This is a genomic window from Bacillus sp. TCT6 (assembly GCF_056033845.1).
Map to the genome: position 1 here is coordinate 3,060,541 of NZ_JBVYHX010000001.1, position 16,499 is coordinate 3,077,039.

Consider the following 16,499-nt stretch of genomic DNA (forward strand, 5'->3'; position numbering starts at 1 on the left):
TTTTATATTTTTTATATGATATGTAAAAAATACATTTTTTCCTTCACTTCGTTAAATAGTTTTCTTTCTTTTTTGAATTTGCTACAATATATTTTATCCCGCATTATTGCAGCGAGATACATTTCGACAATTGAATACATACTTTAAAGAAGGTGACATGATTGGAACAATCAGCACATGAAGTAGCAAATTGGCAATATTATTTTGCAATTGCCGTATTTTTAATTACGTACGGATTTATTATTTCTGAAAAATTGAATCGTGCTGTAATCGCACTATTCGGTGCTGCTATTATGATTATTTTTGGAGTTGTAGATTTACATACCGCTTTCACATCACATATTCAATGGGAAACGATCACCCTTTTAATCGGGATGATGATTCTCGTACATATTACGAGTCAATCAGGCGTATTTGAATTTGTGGCCATTAAAGCGGCAAAAGCAGCTGGTGGAAAACCGATTCGCATTTTATTATTACTATCCCTATTAACCGCTGTCGGATCAGCATTTTTGGACAATGTAACAACCGTTTTATTAATCGTTCCTGTTACATTATCCATTACACGTATTTTAAAAGTAAATCCTGTGCCTTATTTGATTTCAGAAGTGCTATTTTCAAATATAGGTGGAACAGCAACATTAATCGGTGATCCACCTAATATTATGATTGGATCAGCAAACAAACATTTAGACTTTAACGCCTTTTTACTTAACTTAGCTCCAATTGTAATTATTATTTCTATTGTGACACTTGGCATTATTTACTTCATGTATCGTAACAAACTAAAAACAACATCTGAACAAATCGAAAAACTAATGGCATTAAACGAAAAAGATTACATTAAAGATCAAAGCCTCCTTTTAAAATCCATTTCGATTTTAGGACTAACTATTTTAGGCTTCGTACTTCATTCGATTATTCATGTAGACGCTGCTGTTATCGCGATGACAGGCGCTACACTTCTTATGTTAACCGGCGTGAAAGAACATGATATTGAAGATGTATTTGCCCACGTTGAATGGGTAACCATTTTCTTCTTCGCCGGACTATTCGTTCTCGTTGGCGGGTTAATTGATATCGGACTTATCTCTTCACTTGCAAAAGAAGTACTCGACGTAACAAACGGTGACATCGGATTCGCAGCTATACTTATTTTATGGGTATCTGGCATCGCATCTGCGACAATCGACAACATCCCATTTGTCGCAACGATGATCCCGCTTATTCAAGACTTAGCTACAGGACTCGGACTATCTGTCGACTCTCCGCAAATCGAAGTACTATGGTGGGCGTTATCACTTGGAGCTTGCTTAGGAGGAAATGGAACGCTAATCGGAGCATCTGCAAACGTAGTCGTTGCTGGTATTGCAAAACGTGAAGGACATGGCTTCTCTTATATGGACTTCTTAAAAATTGGTTTACCATTAACTATTGTTGCACTCTTGTTATCACATGCTTATATATATTTACGTTATTTAATGTAAAAGTTGTATTGCATGAAATTATATCGTCAAATACAAAAGGTTTGCAGCATCCGTGCTGCAAACCTTTTTTCATCACCAAAATATACCGATAATTGCTAAACCACCTAAAATCATACCACCAATTTGTCCGACAATTGTTGGTGATAATTGAACACCTTTTCTCACTTCAACAACTGGTCTTTCGTGCCTTAGTTGCTGCACTTCACTTTGAAGTTGGTGCACACTTCCGTGTAACTCTTTAATAAGTTCTTTTAATTCGGCGACCTCTTCATTTACTGGTTTTGCCTTTTCTAAATTCATTTTGCATGACTCCTTATAAATTCAATCAACACACTGTAAATTTTCGCCAATTACCATTATATCTCCTGCATACTACATATATAATTTCGAATGTACTTTCTAACCTTGCAGCTCTATCCATTCATCCCGCAATATCCCCATAATCAGACGGTCAAAACACTTCCCATCTCTTTGAACCGCTTCTCTCATACAGCCTTCCATTTGAAAACCCATCTTTTTATACAATGCAATGGCAGGTTTATTATACGAAATAACATCGAGACCGATGCGGTGTAAATTCAATTCATAGAAAGCATACTTTAGAATAAGATGTATTGCTTCTTTCCCATATCCTTTTCCTCTATCATTCGCATCTCCTATACCAATGGCTAATAAACCTGTTCTGTTATTCCACTCTATACCATGAATCGCCACAAAACCAATTAAGCGATCTTCTTGAACTGTCCTTACCATGAAAGAAACACTATTCGATCTCCGTCCTTTTAATAACTCATCACTTGCTATTTCATTTAAAGATTGCGGGAATGCTACATCTGTATCAACATGTCTTAAATACTCACTATCTTCTTGCCACATAGCCATTACTTCAGCATCTATTTCTCTCATAGCTGATAATTTAATCGTTTTATTTCGAAAAAGATTCATTGTCATTTCAAACTCCCCCTTTTAAATAACGGGGATACTTATTTTAGACTATTTATCCCCTTATTCCATAAACTGTTTCATAAATGGGATACTTACAATAAGCACTGACATTGGCACATCTCCTCCATATTGAATTAACTTCATTGTATAATTTTTTATTTATTCTAACAATAATAGAAAGGCCCTCCAAATTTAGAGGGCCTTTCCTAATAGCAAAACTATATTATTTCGTAAACATTTTCTCCGCTTCATCCATTGCCATTTTGTTTCCTAAAGCAGAATAGTCCAGCCATGGTTGATCATTGATAATGTATACGTGCTTGCCTTTAACTGCTTTTAAGTCTTTCCAAATTGGCGTTTCTTGAAGTTGTTTAAATGCTGCTTTTGCTTTATCATCTCTATTTACAACAACGAAAATCGCATCTGCATCAAAGTCAGGTAATACTTCTTGTGAAATGACTTCGAAAGGGCGGTTTCCATCAATTTTCTCTACACCATTTGCAGGCTGTAACCCTAAGTCTTGGAATAAAATTGGTCCCATCGGTCTTTTCGTACTAAATACACGCAATTCTTTTGCAGTAACGCGAATTGCCATTACTTTTTCGTTATTACCTAGCTCTTTATCTATTAAACCTTTTACTCGTTTTGATTGCTCTTCGTAATCTTGAATATATTTATCTGCTTCTTTCTCACGGTTTACAAGTTTACCAACTTGTTTTAAATGATCTCTCCACGTACCTTCATCTAAATTGAAAGAATGTGTTTTTGCAATTTTTTCGTATTTCGCTACATCTTTACCAGCATATTTTTCATCAACATAAATGTCAGTTGGCTTTAATTGAAGTAACGCTTCCATATTCGGATCTGTTACAACACCAAGCTTCTTCGTATCTTTCAACTTCTCTTTAGCGTGCGGTAAGAAATCTTTTAAATCTCCCCCAATAACAGAACCTACTGGTGTAATTCCTAATGCAAGTAAATCATTTGTTAAATGAATAGACATTGAAGCAATTTTTGGGTCATTACTTTTTTCCGTTTTTTTCGTTGCCTCTTCATTAGCTTTCGTTTGACCACATGCTGCTAATACTAAAATACACATCATGCTAAATAAAATAGTAAGTTTCTTTTTCATATGTTCTCCTCTTTGAAGTATTTATTTTGTTTTTGTAAGTAAATAAAGAAAATACGGTGCTCCTAAAGCTGCCACTACTACACCAGCTGGAATAGAGTTTGGCTCAAATATAGAACGACCTATCGTATCTGCTAGCACTAAAATAATCATTCCGATAATGCCAGCTAAAGGAAGAAAATGTTGATACGTAGTACCTACTAACTTTCTTGCAATATGCGGAGCAACTAAACCGATAAAACCAATTCCTCCTGCCATCGATACACTCGCGCAAGATAATCCAACCGCTGTAGCTAAAAGTAGTAACCGTTCTTTTTGAACAGAAACACCAAGTCCTGCTGCCACACTATCACCTAGTGACAATGCATTTAACGTTTTAGATTTTAGCCATGCATACGGGGTTAGTATGAAAATCCAAGGTAATAATGCAAGGACATGAATCCAATCCCTTCCCCACACGTTACCAACTAACCATCTGGAAGCGAATGTATATGTCTCATCATTTAACTTGAGAGAGAAAAATAACGAAATCGCACTAAATCCAGCTGAAACAGCAATACCAACGAGAATAAGTCTAATAGGAAGTAAACCTTTTGATCGATCACTCGCAAGTATAATAATTAAAAATGCAGCTAGTATTCCCCCACCAAATGTAAATAACGGTATTAAAATCGATGCATTCTCATTAATAGAATGAAAGAAAGTAACAAATATAATTAGCCCGAAAGATGCACCTGAATGCAATCCTAAAATACCAGGGTCTGCAAGTGCGTTACGTGATAATCCTTGTAAAATCGCACCGGAAATCCCAAGGCCAATACCAGCTAACATTGTGATTATAATTCTTGGCATACGATAATCGTATAGCACGGTTGCACTTTCAAAATCACCATAACCGAAAAGCGTTTGAATTACTTTGAGCGGTGCAATACTAAGTGTCCCTGTATTTAAGCTAAGTAAAATGACAGCGATACCAATACAACCGAATATTGTAGTTACAGTAATGGCTCTTTTTTTATCTGTGTTAATAAGACCCTTCACTTATAGCTCCCTCCCAACTTTACGTGCTATATAGAGGAAGAACGGAACTCCAACAAGAGCTACCATAATTCCTATCGCAAGTTCTTTAGGAGGGTTTACTGCTCTTGCTCCTAGGTCAGCTAAAACTAATAACATAGCACCTAATAATGCTGACATAGGAATAATGAGTCGATAATTAACACCAACTAATTTTCTAGCAATATGCGGAATAACGAGTCCTACAAATCCGATAGAACCAACAGCTGAAACAGATACACCTGCAAGAATGACTACTATAATCATCCCTAATATTCTCGTTCGGTTCGTTTTCACTCCTAAATTTGTAGCAACATCATCTCCCATTGATATGAGTGAAATAGATCTCCCTAGCATTGTCGCAAAAATAATCGTTATAAGAATAATAGGGACTAAAAATTTCAAGTGTTCCCACTTAACCCCTGCAACACCACCAGCATACCAAAACGCTAAATCTTGGCTTAAATCATAATAAATCGCAACACCTGAACTTAATGAATGTAAAAGCGCTGCCATAACCGCTCCAGCAATCGTTAACCTCATTGGTGTTAATCCGCCTGATGTGGCCGATCCGATAATAAAAATGAGTACTGTACTTAAAACCGCTCCAATAAAAGAGACAATCATTAAATAGGAATATGGCATATGCGGAAAAAAGGCAAAACTAAGTGCTACTACAAACATCGCACCTGCATTTATGCCAAGCACACCTGCATCAGCTAAAGGATTTCGTGTTACTCCTTGCATAACAGCCCCAGCGACCGCAAAAGCTGCTCCTACAACTGCTGCTCCAATTACCCTTGGGAGCCTTAATTCATATATAATTTGGTGCTGCGTTAATTTCGGATTATAATCAAAAACCGCTGTCCATACGGTTTGCAAATGGATATCCTTTGCACCGAATGCAATAGCTAAAAATATAGATCCGATTAAACATAAAATTGATAAGCACATGAAACATATGAACTTAATATGTTTCATGTGCTTATTGCCAGCATATACAGCAGACTTATGTAACATGTTTCATTTCATCCTTTATATTCAGTTGTTTTTTTATAATTATTTTTATTTTATAATATTTATTGATAATAATTATCATTTTTATTTAGAAATTATATCCTCACTTTTTTAAAATAGCAAACTATTTTTTTAATTTGTTAAATATTAAAATACTTATTACAATTCCTTTCTAAAACTTACAAATACATGCAAAATAGACTGCTGGTTTATTTTTTAAATTGTAGTATACTTAGTCATTATTTTGATTTTTCTAACAAAAAGGAGATACAATGTTCTATATAAAACAACTATTACATTTCACTTACGAGCAAGCATTATCCTGTTTATTCCCAGTCGTTATTTTCTTAACACTAGCCCTATCAAAAATCATTTCCATCCCAGGGTTATACCGCTATGATTTCATACTCATCGTATGTCTTCTTATGCAGTGGATTATGTATAAGACTGGACTTGAGACGAAAGATGAACTAAAAGTAATTACTGTTTTTCACCTTATCGGGCTTTTACTAGAAATATATAAAGTACATTTCGGTTCATGGAGTTATCCAGAAGAGGCATATTCAAAAGTTTTTGGAGTTCCACTTTACAGTGGCTTTATGTATGCAAGTGTTGCCAGTTACATATGCCAAGCGTGGAGAAGATTACATTTACAAATGTACCATTGGCCGAGGGCTATTTTTGCTATACCGCTAGGCGCTATGATTTACTTTAATTTTTTCACACATCATTTTCTATATGACTTTAGATGGGTATTAACTGTACTTTTATTCATCGTTTTCTTTCGGACATTTGTAGAATTTTCATTACGAGGCGTTACATATAAAATGCCACTCGTTCTCTCCTTTTTCCTTATTGGGTTCTTTATTTGGATTGCAGAGAACATCGCAACATTTTTCGGAGCATGGCAATATCCAAATCAACGGGAAGCGTGGAATCTCGTTCACTTAAGCAAAATTAGTTCATGGTTTTTACTCGTTGTTATTAGCATTATGATTGTTACACAACTCAAACATTTGAAAGAGTCGAAAAAATAATGCTGATTATGTAAAAATATTTAGCCCATCACTCATTAGAAAGTGATGGGCTTTTTTACCTTCCTTATTAAAGTAGTTACATATTATGAGCTACTACTAGCAGAAGATGTTGCTGCAGATGAAGCGGCAATCGTTGCCATCATAGCTGCTTGTTGTGCTTGTATGAGGACTTCTATCATAGTTTGTAAACCTGTGTTGGTAGCTTTACTTTCCTCACCTTTCTGACTTACGAACAGTTGAATAGCAATAAGAATATTCGCATCTGCATGCCAACGGAATAATTTCTCCCCCTGCAGTTTTTCAATCAACGCTTTAATAGCATAAATCTCTTTTTCTCCATCTTCAAGTAACGCTAGTAGCCCGATTGCTGGATAATGCATCTGTTTCACTTTTACCTTTTCTTGTTTTAACAAATTCCATATGTTTGTACATGTTGCAACTAACATTTCTTCACGGACATCCTTCTTTAGTGAAAGAATATGACTTAAAAACTGAAGATCATTCCCTTTACGCAAACCAGCTTTCGCTAGTTTCTGATACAGACGTTCTACACGATCCATAAGTGTTTCTACATTCTCTGATTGTCCTGCTAATAAAACCGCGAGCGGATAATCATTTGTACTTGTAAGAAAGAGGTGATCCTTTTTCATGCGTTTATATACTTGCATCGAACGCTGAATGTGCGCGCCATGCTGTTCATTTTCTTCTGTTAAAAGCACAGCTGCTGCGAGATAAGTAAATATACTCCGGCTAAAGCCACTAGTGACCAATTGTTCATATAAATCTAAAAACGTCCGAAAAGCTTTCTTGTAATCTGTAAAGTGAATATCTAATGTTGCGGCCACTACAAAACGATGATAAGACTTTAAGTATGAAAACATCCCTACCTGATTCTTAATATAACTACTAATTTCTAAAAAACGTTCGAGATTAAACAATTTATCACTACCTGCATACATAGCAGCAATCATCATTCCTGTTCGAGAATCACTCGTTTTCCATTTTAGTTCTCCCTTTAACTGTACATATGTATGTTTATATTGCTCTAACTTTTGCTCTAATGTAATCATAGTATTCACCCCTATTTCTAGTTCTTCTCTATCATTATACTTATATTCCATATTTAGGAATACTACAATTAATAATCACAACCTAAAAAATTATAAAATTCTCTAATCCTTCTTCATCAGCACCACGATGATAATCCCTAATCCTTCAAGAAGTTATACAAAAAAGGTAGATAATAATTTATCTACCTTTTTTGTATATATTATTTAACATTACAACTGTATTGCTTGTTATATGCAATTAAGACTAAAGAGCTTTAATAATACGTTCCATCGCTTTCATTTGCCCAATATGATCAGCTTCATGATAAAGCATCATACCGTAAAGCTCCCCTACTGTTTCCAATCCTAGGAATGGCTCTGGCAGTTTATTTTCAAATGCTTCTGCTGGAATTTCGTTAATACGTTTTGCTTGTTCTTTTAATTGAGCCGTTAATACTTCTAACGATGGTCCTTCTGTTTTCCATTTAGATGGTCGTGATCCATACCCAAACATACCTGGATATTCAGTTGGTAATTGTTTGAATTCTTTTCCAAACATGAAAACCTCTGCTGCCGTTAACACATGACCGATATGCCAGCGAATTGTATTGTTAAAACCCTCTGGCTGCGTATCTGCAGTTTTATCATCTAACGTTTCCATAAATTTAAGTAATGCCCCGCGCGTTATTTCAAATTGTTTTAAGCCAACTAGTCTATTCATTTAATCGTTTCCCTTCTTCATGTACAATTTATTATGAACTAAGAATGTTCAACTTATTAACGTTTCACCTTGTTTAATCTATCAGAAACAAATAAGAAATACATCTAATATGCTTATTAAAAATAATAAAAAGGTTCACTCCTCGTAAATATAGAATTACTTACTATGTAAATAAAAGAGGAGTGTACTTGCATGTTACATATTTTAAAACAACAATATAATCTTATTAGCTCTACAAGAGAAACTCTATTTTCGTTTTTGGAAGCAATCCCCGTAGAAACATTACATAGCACAGTTCCTAATTTCGGAAGCGGTAGCATTATAAAGACTCATATTCATGTAGCCGATTGCTACCGATACTGGCTTGGATCATTCGCATTCAAGCAAAAAAGAGCAGATTTTTCATTTGCTAGCGATTACGAAATTGAGCATGCAGATGTGGAAAAAGTCCGTGCTAGATTTAAGTTAGTAGATGAGACTGTACAACGTTTTTTAGATGAATACAATGACCGTTGGCTCGAAAATATAGCAAATGAAGTAAAGTGGCAAAAAGAACCTTGGAGCACAACTCCGCTATGGCTTTTAACTCATACGGAGACTCATGAGTTTCATCATAAAGGACAAATTGTATCGATGGCTAGGTACCTTGGATATACTCCTCCTGATACTGACCTTAGTTAATTCAATGGTTTATGATTACCAAAAAAATTAGAATGAATACAAATCGAGCATGTTTTGAAATCCAATCTAAACATGCTCTTAAAATACTCTACCTTACAATCTCCATATCCTCATCAATACCAAATAGTCTCCGCATAATTATAAGCATCGCTATTCGGAATGGCATGTTTCCCCTGTGCTTGCGCTTTTCTTGGATCCAAGTCATATACCATTGGCGTATAGCATGATGTTTGTCCTTTATTTACAACACCATTTCCTCCAGCACTTCCGCAAGTATATGCCTTTCCATCTGTTTTTCTAACAACCCTTGCATCAGCTTCGTTATTATAAACTGCTGGACGAGTTACAGTAACTTTCGCCCAAGCCGTCTTACACGTCGTGCTAAATTTTAATTCTACATAAGAATTTGAATCTATCCATTTCTTCTCTTTCGTTACTGCGGATTGATCACAACTATTATAATAAGGACTTTTCCCATCATATGAATGATCTTCTGCATATGCTTTATCGCTATTAATCGTGCTAAACATACTAGTTACAACGAGTAAAGATAGCAATAAACATGCACTCGTCTTTTTTAAAAGTTTCATATAATTTCACTCCTTTATTAGTAACGTGCTGTTTTCCCGTAACCGTTATTAAACGTAACTGCTTCAGCATCTGCTGTGTATCCGAAATCAGCAGTTAAATCAAATACCATTCCTGTATAAGTGCTCGTTTGACCTGTTTTTATTGTGCCGTTCCCCTGATTAGAAGTAACTGATTTTTGGAATACATCATTTTTGTATTTATTTACAACAGCGTACGCGTACACTCCTCCCGAAACAGCTGGTGCTGGTTGATCTAACACAAACTTAGCCCATGCTGCATGACATTTATTACTGTAACGTAAATACACTGTCCCCACTTTTTTACTACCTTCATAAACTGCTGTAGACTTTGCATTAAATCCATCTGCATCACATGTTGTACTTCCCCCGTATACTTTCGTTGTTGCTGGATTTTTCCCGTCATAATAACTACTTAAATCAGTAGCTGCAAATGTACTTCCTTGAAAACTAAATAATACACCTATACTTGCCGCACTTAACACACATACTTTCATTAACTTTTTAAACATTTTAAATTCCCCCTCACAATAAGTACGTATACTAAAGACAAGCTATACTGCTATGTAAGCCCTCCTTTCACTCTTCCTAGAGGCATCTTACAGAAACGAATAAACGTTGTAAATTCCCTGATGATTATTGGAATATACGAAGAATTTTACTTATCCTTGTAAGAAAAAAGTTGAGAAATACACATTTTATAGCATTCTATATTTAAAACATAAAAGAACCGATACTTGTTATATTCAAGCATCGGTTCTTTATACAAAATTGCCATTTTTTCTTTTATATAAAATAAATATTTCTCCACTTAATCCGTTGTAAAAAACTCCCTTGTTACATCAATAAATTGCTGCAGTGGTGCTGTCATCCATTTATCTTTATGCCAAGCAATTTGTGTATAAATCGATGAAATTGCATTTTCTAAATGTAACTCTTTTATTGTCCCTTCTCTTATATCTTTTTCTACTACTATCGCTGGTAGAACAGCTATACCTAAATCTGCAATAACACATTGTTTAATTGCCTCGACACTAACGAACTCAATTTTATTTGCTGGATACACATCTTCTATACGAAATAGTTCTTCAAATAAAGTCCGATACGAGCAGCCTAATTCTGTTAGTAGAAGTGTTTCACTCTCTAAATCTTTTATAGAAACTGAAGGTTGTTCAAGTAAACGATGCGTAGGAGCAGCTACTACTTTTAATTCTTCTTTCATAAGTGGTTCCACATGTAAAACATCTTCTGTTTTACATTCGTCCAAAATAAATGCAAGATCTACTTTCCCCTCCATCAATTGTTCCTTTGCATCTTTATTGGAATGTGCTGGTTTAAATATAAGTTTTATTTGAGGAAATTGTGCTTTAAACCTCTTTAATATAGAAGGCAGTCTGTATGTACATTGACTTTCTTGTGCACCAATTATTAACGTACCTGCTATTTCCTCATCATCTTTCACGGCCGTCTTTGCTTCTTTACTAAGTGCGATTATCTTGTCCGCATATAGTTGAAACTTTCTTCCTGCTTCAGTTAAGAAAAGGCGTTTTCCTAATCTTTCAAATAACGGTGTACCAAGCTCAGCTTCTAACGTTTTAATTTGTGCCGTTACGCTTGATTGGGCAAAATTTAATTTCTTTGCAGTTTGTGTAAAATTCAAAGTGTCTGCTGCTACTTTAAATGTAATTAATTGTTTTATCTCCATTTATCATCCCTCTTTTCAATCGATATTTCCGATTGATTTCATCAAAATAATCCTCTTTGCCTATTGATATTTGTATTGTATGATAAAGAGCATCGACAAACAATACAAATGGAGGGATTCCATATGAAAGCACTTTGTTTCGAACAGTTTGGAAATCCAGATGTACTACAATATAAAGAAATACATGATCCAATCATAAATCCAAATGAAATTCTAGTCCGCACGAAAGCAATCGGATTAAACTTCGCTGATATTTATAGACGCCGCGGCGATTATCATCTTGCTGGCAATCCGCCTTATGTATTAGGTTATGAAGGAGCTGGAATTGTTGAAAAAGTAGGAGCTGACGTTACTACTATCAACCCAGGAGACCGTATTGCATTTGCGGACGTCCCATTTGCAAATGCAGAACTAGTTGCCGTTCCATCTGAAAAAGTAATCCCACTACCAGATTCTATTTCTTTTGAAACAGCCGCTTCTGTCTTATTACAAGGATTAACTGCACATTATTTAACGCAAGATAGCTATCAACTAAAACAAAGTGATATAGCTTTAGTACACGCTGCAGCTGGTGGCGTCGGTCAACTTCTTGTTCAAATGATTAAACTATATGGCGGAAAAGTAATTGGTTTAACGTCATCAAAAGAGAAAGCAAAGATAGCTACATTAGCTGGTGCCGATCACGTATTTTTATATAACGAAGAATGGCATACGAAAGTACTTGAAATGACTAATGGAACTGGAGTAAATGTTGTATATGAATCAGTAGGTTCTACATTAGAGGACAGTTTTAACGCTACTAAAATTGGCGGTACTGTCGTATTTTACGGAATGGCTGGTGGTAATCCTGCGCCAGTTGATCCACGTATGCTTATGGATACTTCAAAAACTTTAACTGGCGGAGACCTTTGGAACGTTCTTACCACTTATGAAGAACGTAAAAAACGATCTACTCAATTATTCGATTGGATCGCAACTGGCAAATTAAACATTGAGTGCCCTACTACATTCTCCTTACAAGATGGTGCTCTTGCACATAAATTATTAGAGAGCAGAAAAAGTACAGGGAAGATTTTATTAATTCCATAATCGTTCCAATAAGAAAAGGAATCTAGATTTCTCTACCTTCCTTTTCTTATATCTCTTGGAGATTTAATTATATTTCCACACTTTCTTTCCCTTTTGCAACATAACTCATATCTCCAACCGACTCGACTGTATATGTTCCATCTTGGTATACAATCTTCGTCACACTAGCATTTTCCACCCCAAGTTTTGTTTTGCTACTGTCTAACATTTCTATTAAGGTAGTAATCAAAAGCCCATGAACGACAACTAAAACGTTACCGCCACCATTTCCAGCAGCTTCTTCACTAATTTTATCTATCTCAGCTTTTATACGAGTAGAAAATAATTCCCAATCTTCCGCCTGTTTTGTAGGATCTGCTACTCTAATAAGATTAATCACTTCTTGAATAGAAAACTTCATAAGTTCTTCTGGTGATGGAACGCCTGCAGCTTTTCCAACCACATCCCACATATTCTCAAGTTTTTCACCTTCAAAAATACCGAAATTTAATTCTCGCAAATCTTTTCTTTGCTCAAGTTTTAATTTTGATTGCTCACTATATTTTAATACTAAATTAGCAGTTTCAATCGCTCGGCCACTATCACTACTATACGCATTCATAAAATGAATATCTTTTAATCCTGTTCCTAAATTTGTGGCAACTTCAACACCTTTTTCTACTAATGGAGAATCAGCCCAACCTTGCGCGCGATGATTCGTATTTAATATTGTTTTACCGTGTCTTGTAACATATAACGTAACTGCATTCTCATTGCTATCTGTTTCTCGCTTATTCATTCTATTCTCTCCCTTTACGTTTCTATCTCAATTTTACCACCTCAATTATTCATTGAGCAAAATATACGTCAGTAGATCCGCTTAATAAAAAAAGCTATCTTTCTGTATATCCATACAAAAAGATAGCATCTTTTATGATTACATTTCTTAACCGTTACTCCTACTCAGCAAAAGCACTCGAATACTGAACAACTCCTTCTACACCTTGGAGAGCGTTCTCTCTTAGCTCCATCGCCATAAACACTTCTTCAGGCACTTCAAACGGTGCTTTTACATTCCACTCACTTGCTTTCTTAAAACCAAATTTCGGGTAGTACTCTGGATGTCCTAATACTACAACTGATCCGTATCCAAGTTCTTTCGCTTTTTCTAAAGCAGCCGTGATCAGTTTTCCGCCAATTCCTTTCTTCTGATGGCCCCTAGCAACTGAAACTGGCGCAAGTGCTAACGATTCTACAGAAGTTCCATCTTGTTCTATTGTAATTTTCGATAACATAATGTGACCAACTATATCTTCATCTACCGCAACAATTGATAACTCCGGAACAAACGCGTCACATTCTCTAATACGTTTTACAAGTTCATGTTCTGTTTTATCACTAAATTCTTCAAGTAAAAATGCTTCTTTTACGACTTCTTCTGTTTTTCTATAATCATTTTTTTGTTCTTGTCTAATCGTTACCATTTTAACTTATCCTCTATTCTTTCTTATTTCTTTTTGAATTTTACGCAGTGCTTTTTTCGATCCGCGCTCAATATCGTGTTGCATTTTTCTTTCTTTATAATCAACAAATAGTGTATTTAAATCGTATCCTTCTGGATATAACTCCTTCGCTGCTACTTCTAAAGTAATACGTTTTACATTTACTTCAACGAATTCACCGTTATAATATACAACAACGTTATAAAAATTATCTTTTTCCTTATAGATGATACCAAAATCATCATAATCCAATAAATTCACACGATCGCCGATTTTGTACTCATAATGAGATTCTCTTTTTTCTTGTACAAATTTCGGTTTTCTAATTTTACTTTCATTCACTTTTTCTAAAGCGTACTCTTTATTTCCCATGTACTCTTTCGCTCTTTTCAGTACATGTTCTTTTACGCTCATTTTATTCGCAATCCAAAGTGCATTACTTTCCCCTGATTTTCCGATAACTAATTTATAAAGCGGCTCTAACGTTTCACTATTAAATTGCATCGCTGCATTCATAAAGTCATCGTGCATTTCTGAGAATCGTTTAATTTCTCCGTAATGCGTACTCGCAACGGTAATACATCCCGCAAGGTACAATTCTTCTAAAATAGAAATTGCAAGTGCTGCACCTTCATTCGGTTCTGTACCGCTCCCAATTTCATCAAATAATAGCAACGTATTATTATTTGACATCCTCATAATCTCAGAAAGATTTTTCATATGAGACGAAAATGTACTTAATGCATTTTCAATACTTTGATTATCACCAATATCTACGAATACATTTTCGAAAATAGCGATTTCTGTACCTCTATCTCCTGCAATATGAAGGCCTGACATTGTAGCTAATGTTAACAATCCAATCGTTTTTAACACAATTGTCTTTCCGCCCGCATTCGGCCCTGTAATAATTAAACTACGATACTCTTGACCAATTTTAAAATGTAACGGTACAACTTGCCCTGTTAAAAGCGGATGCTTACAATTCACTAAATGAATGTAGCCATGATCATTTAACTTCGGCTCTATTCCATCAATCGATTTACTAAACTTTGCCTTCGCAAATACCATATCATACTGACTAATTAGCTCCATGTTAATCTTTATACTATAAATGTTTTCTAACACCATTCCTGATAACGTCGCTAAAATCTGATACTCTTCAACCGCTTCTTCTGCTTTCAAACCTGCTAATTCTGCATTCAATTTCGTAACCGTATGCGGTTCTATAAATACAGTAGAGCCTTTTGCCGAGGCTTCAATAATACTTCCAGCAACTTGATTTTTATAGGAAGATTTAATTGGAATCGTATAACGGTCATCCTTTTTACTAATAAAGAATTCCTGAATGAATTTCTTATTTGCACTACTATTTAAAAATTTCATTAAACGTTCTTTTATTTTCCCATCTACAGAATCAATATTATTTCGAATTCGCTTTAACTCTTTACTTGCAGCTACATCAATACTATTTCCTTTAATTGAAAAGTTAATTTCCTCTTCAATACTTTTATATTCAGTCATTGAATTTGCATAAGAAGCTAATACTGGTGCAAAAAATTCTTTATCTAACATAAACTTTTTAATCTTTCTACATCCACGTAAAAAGTCTGAAACACTTACTAATTCTTCTGGATCTAAAATCATCCCTTTTTCTAATTTTTGAATTGTACTAGCAATATTAGAAATGCCGAAGAAAGGAACATGCCCCTCTGCATCTAATATAGCTCGTGCTTCTGTCGTTTCATTCAAGCGATTTCTCACTACTTTTAGACTCGTACTCGGCTCTAATTTGTTTAATAATTCCTTACCTAATCCACTTACACAATAAGATTTCACTATATCCTTTAATTCGTTATATTGTAACTTTTCAAAAGTCATCGTATTCATTTTGTTTCTCCTCACTATGATTGATTTTTATCATAAATGAAGATACCTACTCATTAGATTCCAATGAGTTCTACATTATTAAATTACCATTTTTATACATTAAAAATATATACAAAAAAGCTGCGGGGATACCGCAGCTTTTACATTTACAAGGCATGTGTAATAACATATGAGGAAATAAGCCATAAAAAAATAGATGGCAGTCCCTTATTACACGCTTTATAAAGTATTGTAGGTATCTTCATAGGTATCGAAATAAATCCATGACAAAGTTAGGGGTATGGTATACATAAAAATCCCCTGTTCTTATCTGACTTATTTCATTAAATTTTTCCTATTTAGTACCTACCGCACTCACAAAAAGCACCTCTCATTAATTTATATTATAGTCATTGAAATCTAATTTATTGAAATCATCATACTATATGTTACGTGAGAAGTAAAGGTGTCATACTTAAGTAGTACGTAACTGTACGCTTCAATATCACTTAAACTAGACCTATATTTGCTGAGGAAAAATTATAGAAGCGGCTCCGCTATTGCGAATGTCATTTACTTCCTCTAATACATTTAATAATTATGACAAGCAATGATAGGAGGTTTA

General features: G+C 34.8%; 17 protein-coding genes. 4 read left to right on the forward strand and 13 right to left on the reverse strand.

Features of this window, described 5'->3' with window-relative positions; translation table 11 throughout:
• Positions 1 to 161 precede the first annotated feature (161 nt).
• Positions 162 to 1,487 carry an ArsB/NhaD family transporter gene (locus AC0ONG_RS15625; RefSeq protein WP_000437996.1) on the forward strand — a complete coding sequence of 442 codons (1,326 nt, stop codon included), beginning with the start codon at positions 162 to 164 and terminating at the stop codon, positions 1,485 to 1,487.
• A 72-nt stretch (positions 1,488 to 1,559) separates the two neighbouring features.
• Here AC0ONG_RS15625 and AC0ONG_RS15630 read toward each other — a convergent pair whose 3' ends face one another.
• From AC0ONG_RS15630 to AC0ONG_RS15650, 5 genes are all read right to left on the reverse strand, one after another.
• A complete protein-coding gene (locus AC0ONG_RS15630) occupies positions 1,560 to 1,787 on the reverse strand; it encodes a coiled-coil domain-containing protein (protein WP_001047304.1) in 228 nt (75 codons plus the stop codon).
• A gap of 99 nt (positions 1,788 to 1,886) precedes the next feature.
• Entirely contained in the window at positions 1,887 to 2,438 is a 552-nt protein-coding gene (locus AC0ONG_RS15635) for a GNAT family N-acetyltransferase (protein ID WP_000178503.1), read from the reverse strand.
• A 217-nt stretch (positions 2,439 to 2,655) separates the two neighbouring features.
• Positions 2,656 to 3,564, reverse strand: coding sequence for an iron-hydroxamate ABC transporter substrate-binding protein (locus AC0ONG_RS15640; RefSeq protein ID WP_000728216.1), 909 nt, complete (start codon positions 3,562 to 3,564; stop codon positions 2,656 to 2,658).
• A gap of 21 nt (positions 3,565 to 3,585) precedes the next feature.
• Positions 3,586 to 4,602: a FecCD family ABC transporter permease gene (locus tag AC0ONG_RS15645; protein WP_000677264.1), complete on the reverse strand. Its 1,017-nt coding sequence runs from the start codon at positions 4,600 to 4,602 to the stop codon at positions 3,586 to 3,588.
• Positions 4,603 to 5,637 (reverse strand): FecCD family ABC transporter permease, encoded by a 1,035-nt coding sequence (locus AC0ONG_RS15650; protein WP_000902700.1) that lies wholly within the window; start codon positions 5,635 to 5,637, stop codon positions 4,603 to 4,605.
• A 269-nt stretch (positions 5,638 to 5,906) separates the two neighbouring features.
• On the opposite strand from AC0ONG_RS15650, the gene AC0ONG_RS15655 reads away from it, so the two are divergent.
• Positions 5,907 to 6,671: a DUF817 domain-containing protein gene (locus AC0ONG_RS15655; RefSeq protein WP_000499382.1), complete on the forward strand. Its 765-nt coding sequence runs from the start codon at positions 5,907 to 5,909 to the stop codon at positions 6,669 to 6,671.
• Positions 6,672 to 6,754: 83 nt separating this feature from the next.
• Here the strand turns inward: AC0ONG_RS15655 and AC0ONG_RS15660 are convergent, their stop codons facing one another.
• Positions 6,755 to 7,792 (reverse strand): DUF4003 domain-containing protein, encoded by a 1,038-nt coding sequence (locus AC0ONG_RS15660; RefSeq protein WP_003309751.1) that lies wholly within the window; start codon positions 7,790 to 7,792, stop codon positions 6,755 to 6,757.
• Between the two features lie 193 nt (positions 7,793 to 7,985).
• Positions 7,986 to 8,441 (reverse strand): DinB family protein, encoded by a 456-nt coding sequence (locus tag AC0ONG_RS15665; protein WP_001081119.1) that lies wholly within the window; start codon positions 8,439 to 8,441, stop codon positions 7,986 to 7,988.
• Positions 8,442 to 8,633: 192 nt separating this feature from the next.
• Between AC0ONG_RS15665 and AC0ONG_RS15670 the strand changes: the two genes are divergently transcribed.
• Positions 8,634 to 9,122, forward strand: a complete 489-nt coding sequence (locus AC0ONG_RS15670; protein WP_136996389.1) for a DinB family protein — start codon at positions 8,634 to 8,636, stop codon at positions 9,120 to 9,122.
• A 113-nt stretch (positions 9,123 to 9,235) separates the two neighbouring features.
• Here AC0ONG_RS15670 and AC0ONG_RS15675 read toward each other — a convergent pair whose 3' ends face one another.
• The 3 genes from AC0ONG_RS15675 to AC0ONG_RS15685 form a co-directional block, all read right to left on the reverse strand.
• Positions 9,236 to 9,712: a DUF2690 domain-containing protein gene (locus tag AC0ONG_RS15675; RefSeq protein WP_000771161.1), complete on the reverse strand. Its 477-nt coding sequence runs from the start codon at positions 9,710 to 9,712 to the stop codon at positions 9,236 to 9,238.
• A gap of 17 nt (positions 9,713 to 9,729) precedes the next feature.
• Positions 9,730 to 10,242 carry a YjfA family protein gene (locus tag AC0ONG_RS15680; protein ID WP_000473731.1) on the reverse strand — a complete coding sequence of 171 codons (513 nt, stop codon included), beginning with the start codon at positions 10,240 to 10,242 and terminating at the stop codon, positions 9,730 to 9,732.
• Positions 10,243 to 10,541: 299 nt separating this feature from the next.
• The gene (locus AC0ONG_RS15685) at positions 10,542 to 11,435 is read right to left on the reverse strand and encodes a LysR family transcriptional regulator (RefSeq protein ID WP_000403873.1); all 894 of its coding nucleotides are present in this window, start codon (positions 11,433 to 11,435) and stop codon (positions 10,542 to 10,544) included.
• A 123-nt stretch (positions 11,436 to 11,558) separates the two neighbouring features.
• Here AC0ONG_RS15685 and AC0ONG_RS15690 point away from each other — a divergent pair, with 123 nt between their 5' ends.
• On the forward strand, positions 11,559 to 12,524 hold the full coding sequence (locus tag AC0ONG_RS15690; protein ID WP_016077422.1) for a quinone oxidoreductase family protein: 966 nt from the start codon (positions 11,559 to 11,561) through the stop codon (positions 12,522 to 12,524).
• A gap of 67 nt (positions 12,525 to 12,591) precedes the next feature.
• On the opposite strand, the gene AC0ONG_RS15695 is transcribed toward AC0ONG_RS15690, so the two are convergent.
• The 3 genes from AC0ONG_RS15695 to AC0ONG_RS15705 form a co-directional block, all read right to left on the reverse strand.
• Positions 12,592 to 13,302, reverse strand: a complete 711-nt coding sequence (locus AC0ONG_RS15695; protein ID WP_001042048.1) for a histidine phosphatase family protein — start codon at positions 13,300 to 13,302, stop codon at positions 12,592 to 12,594.
• Between the two features lie 160 nt (positions 13,303 to 13,462).
• Positions 13,463 to 13,987 (reverse strand): GNAT family N-acetyltransferase, encoded by a 525-nt coding sequence (locus AC0ONG_RS15700; protein WP_000256473.1) that lies wholly within the window; start codon positions 13,985 to 13,987, stop codon positions 13,463 to 13,465.
• A gap of 6 nt (positions 13,988 to 13,993) precedes the next feature.
• A complete protein-coding gene (locus tag AC0ONG_RS15705) occupies positions 13,994 to 15,895 on the reverse strand; it encodes an endonuclease MutS2 (RefSeq protein WP_001095201.1) in 1,902 nt (633 codons plus the stop codon).
• Positions 15,896 to 16,499 lie beyond the last annotated feature (604 nt).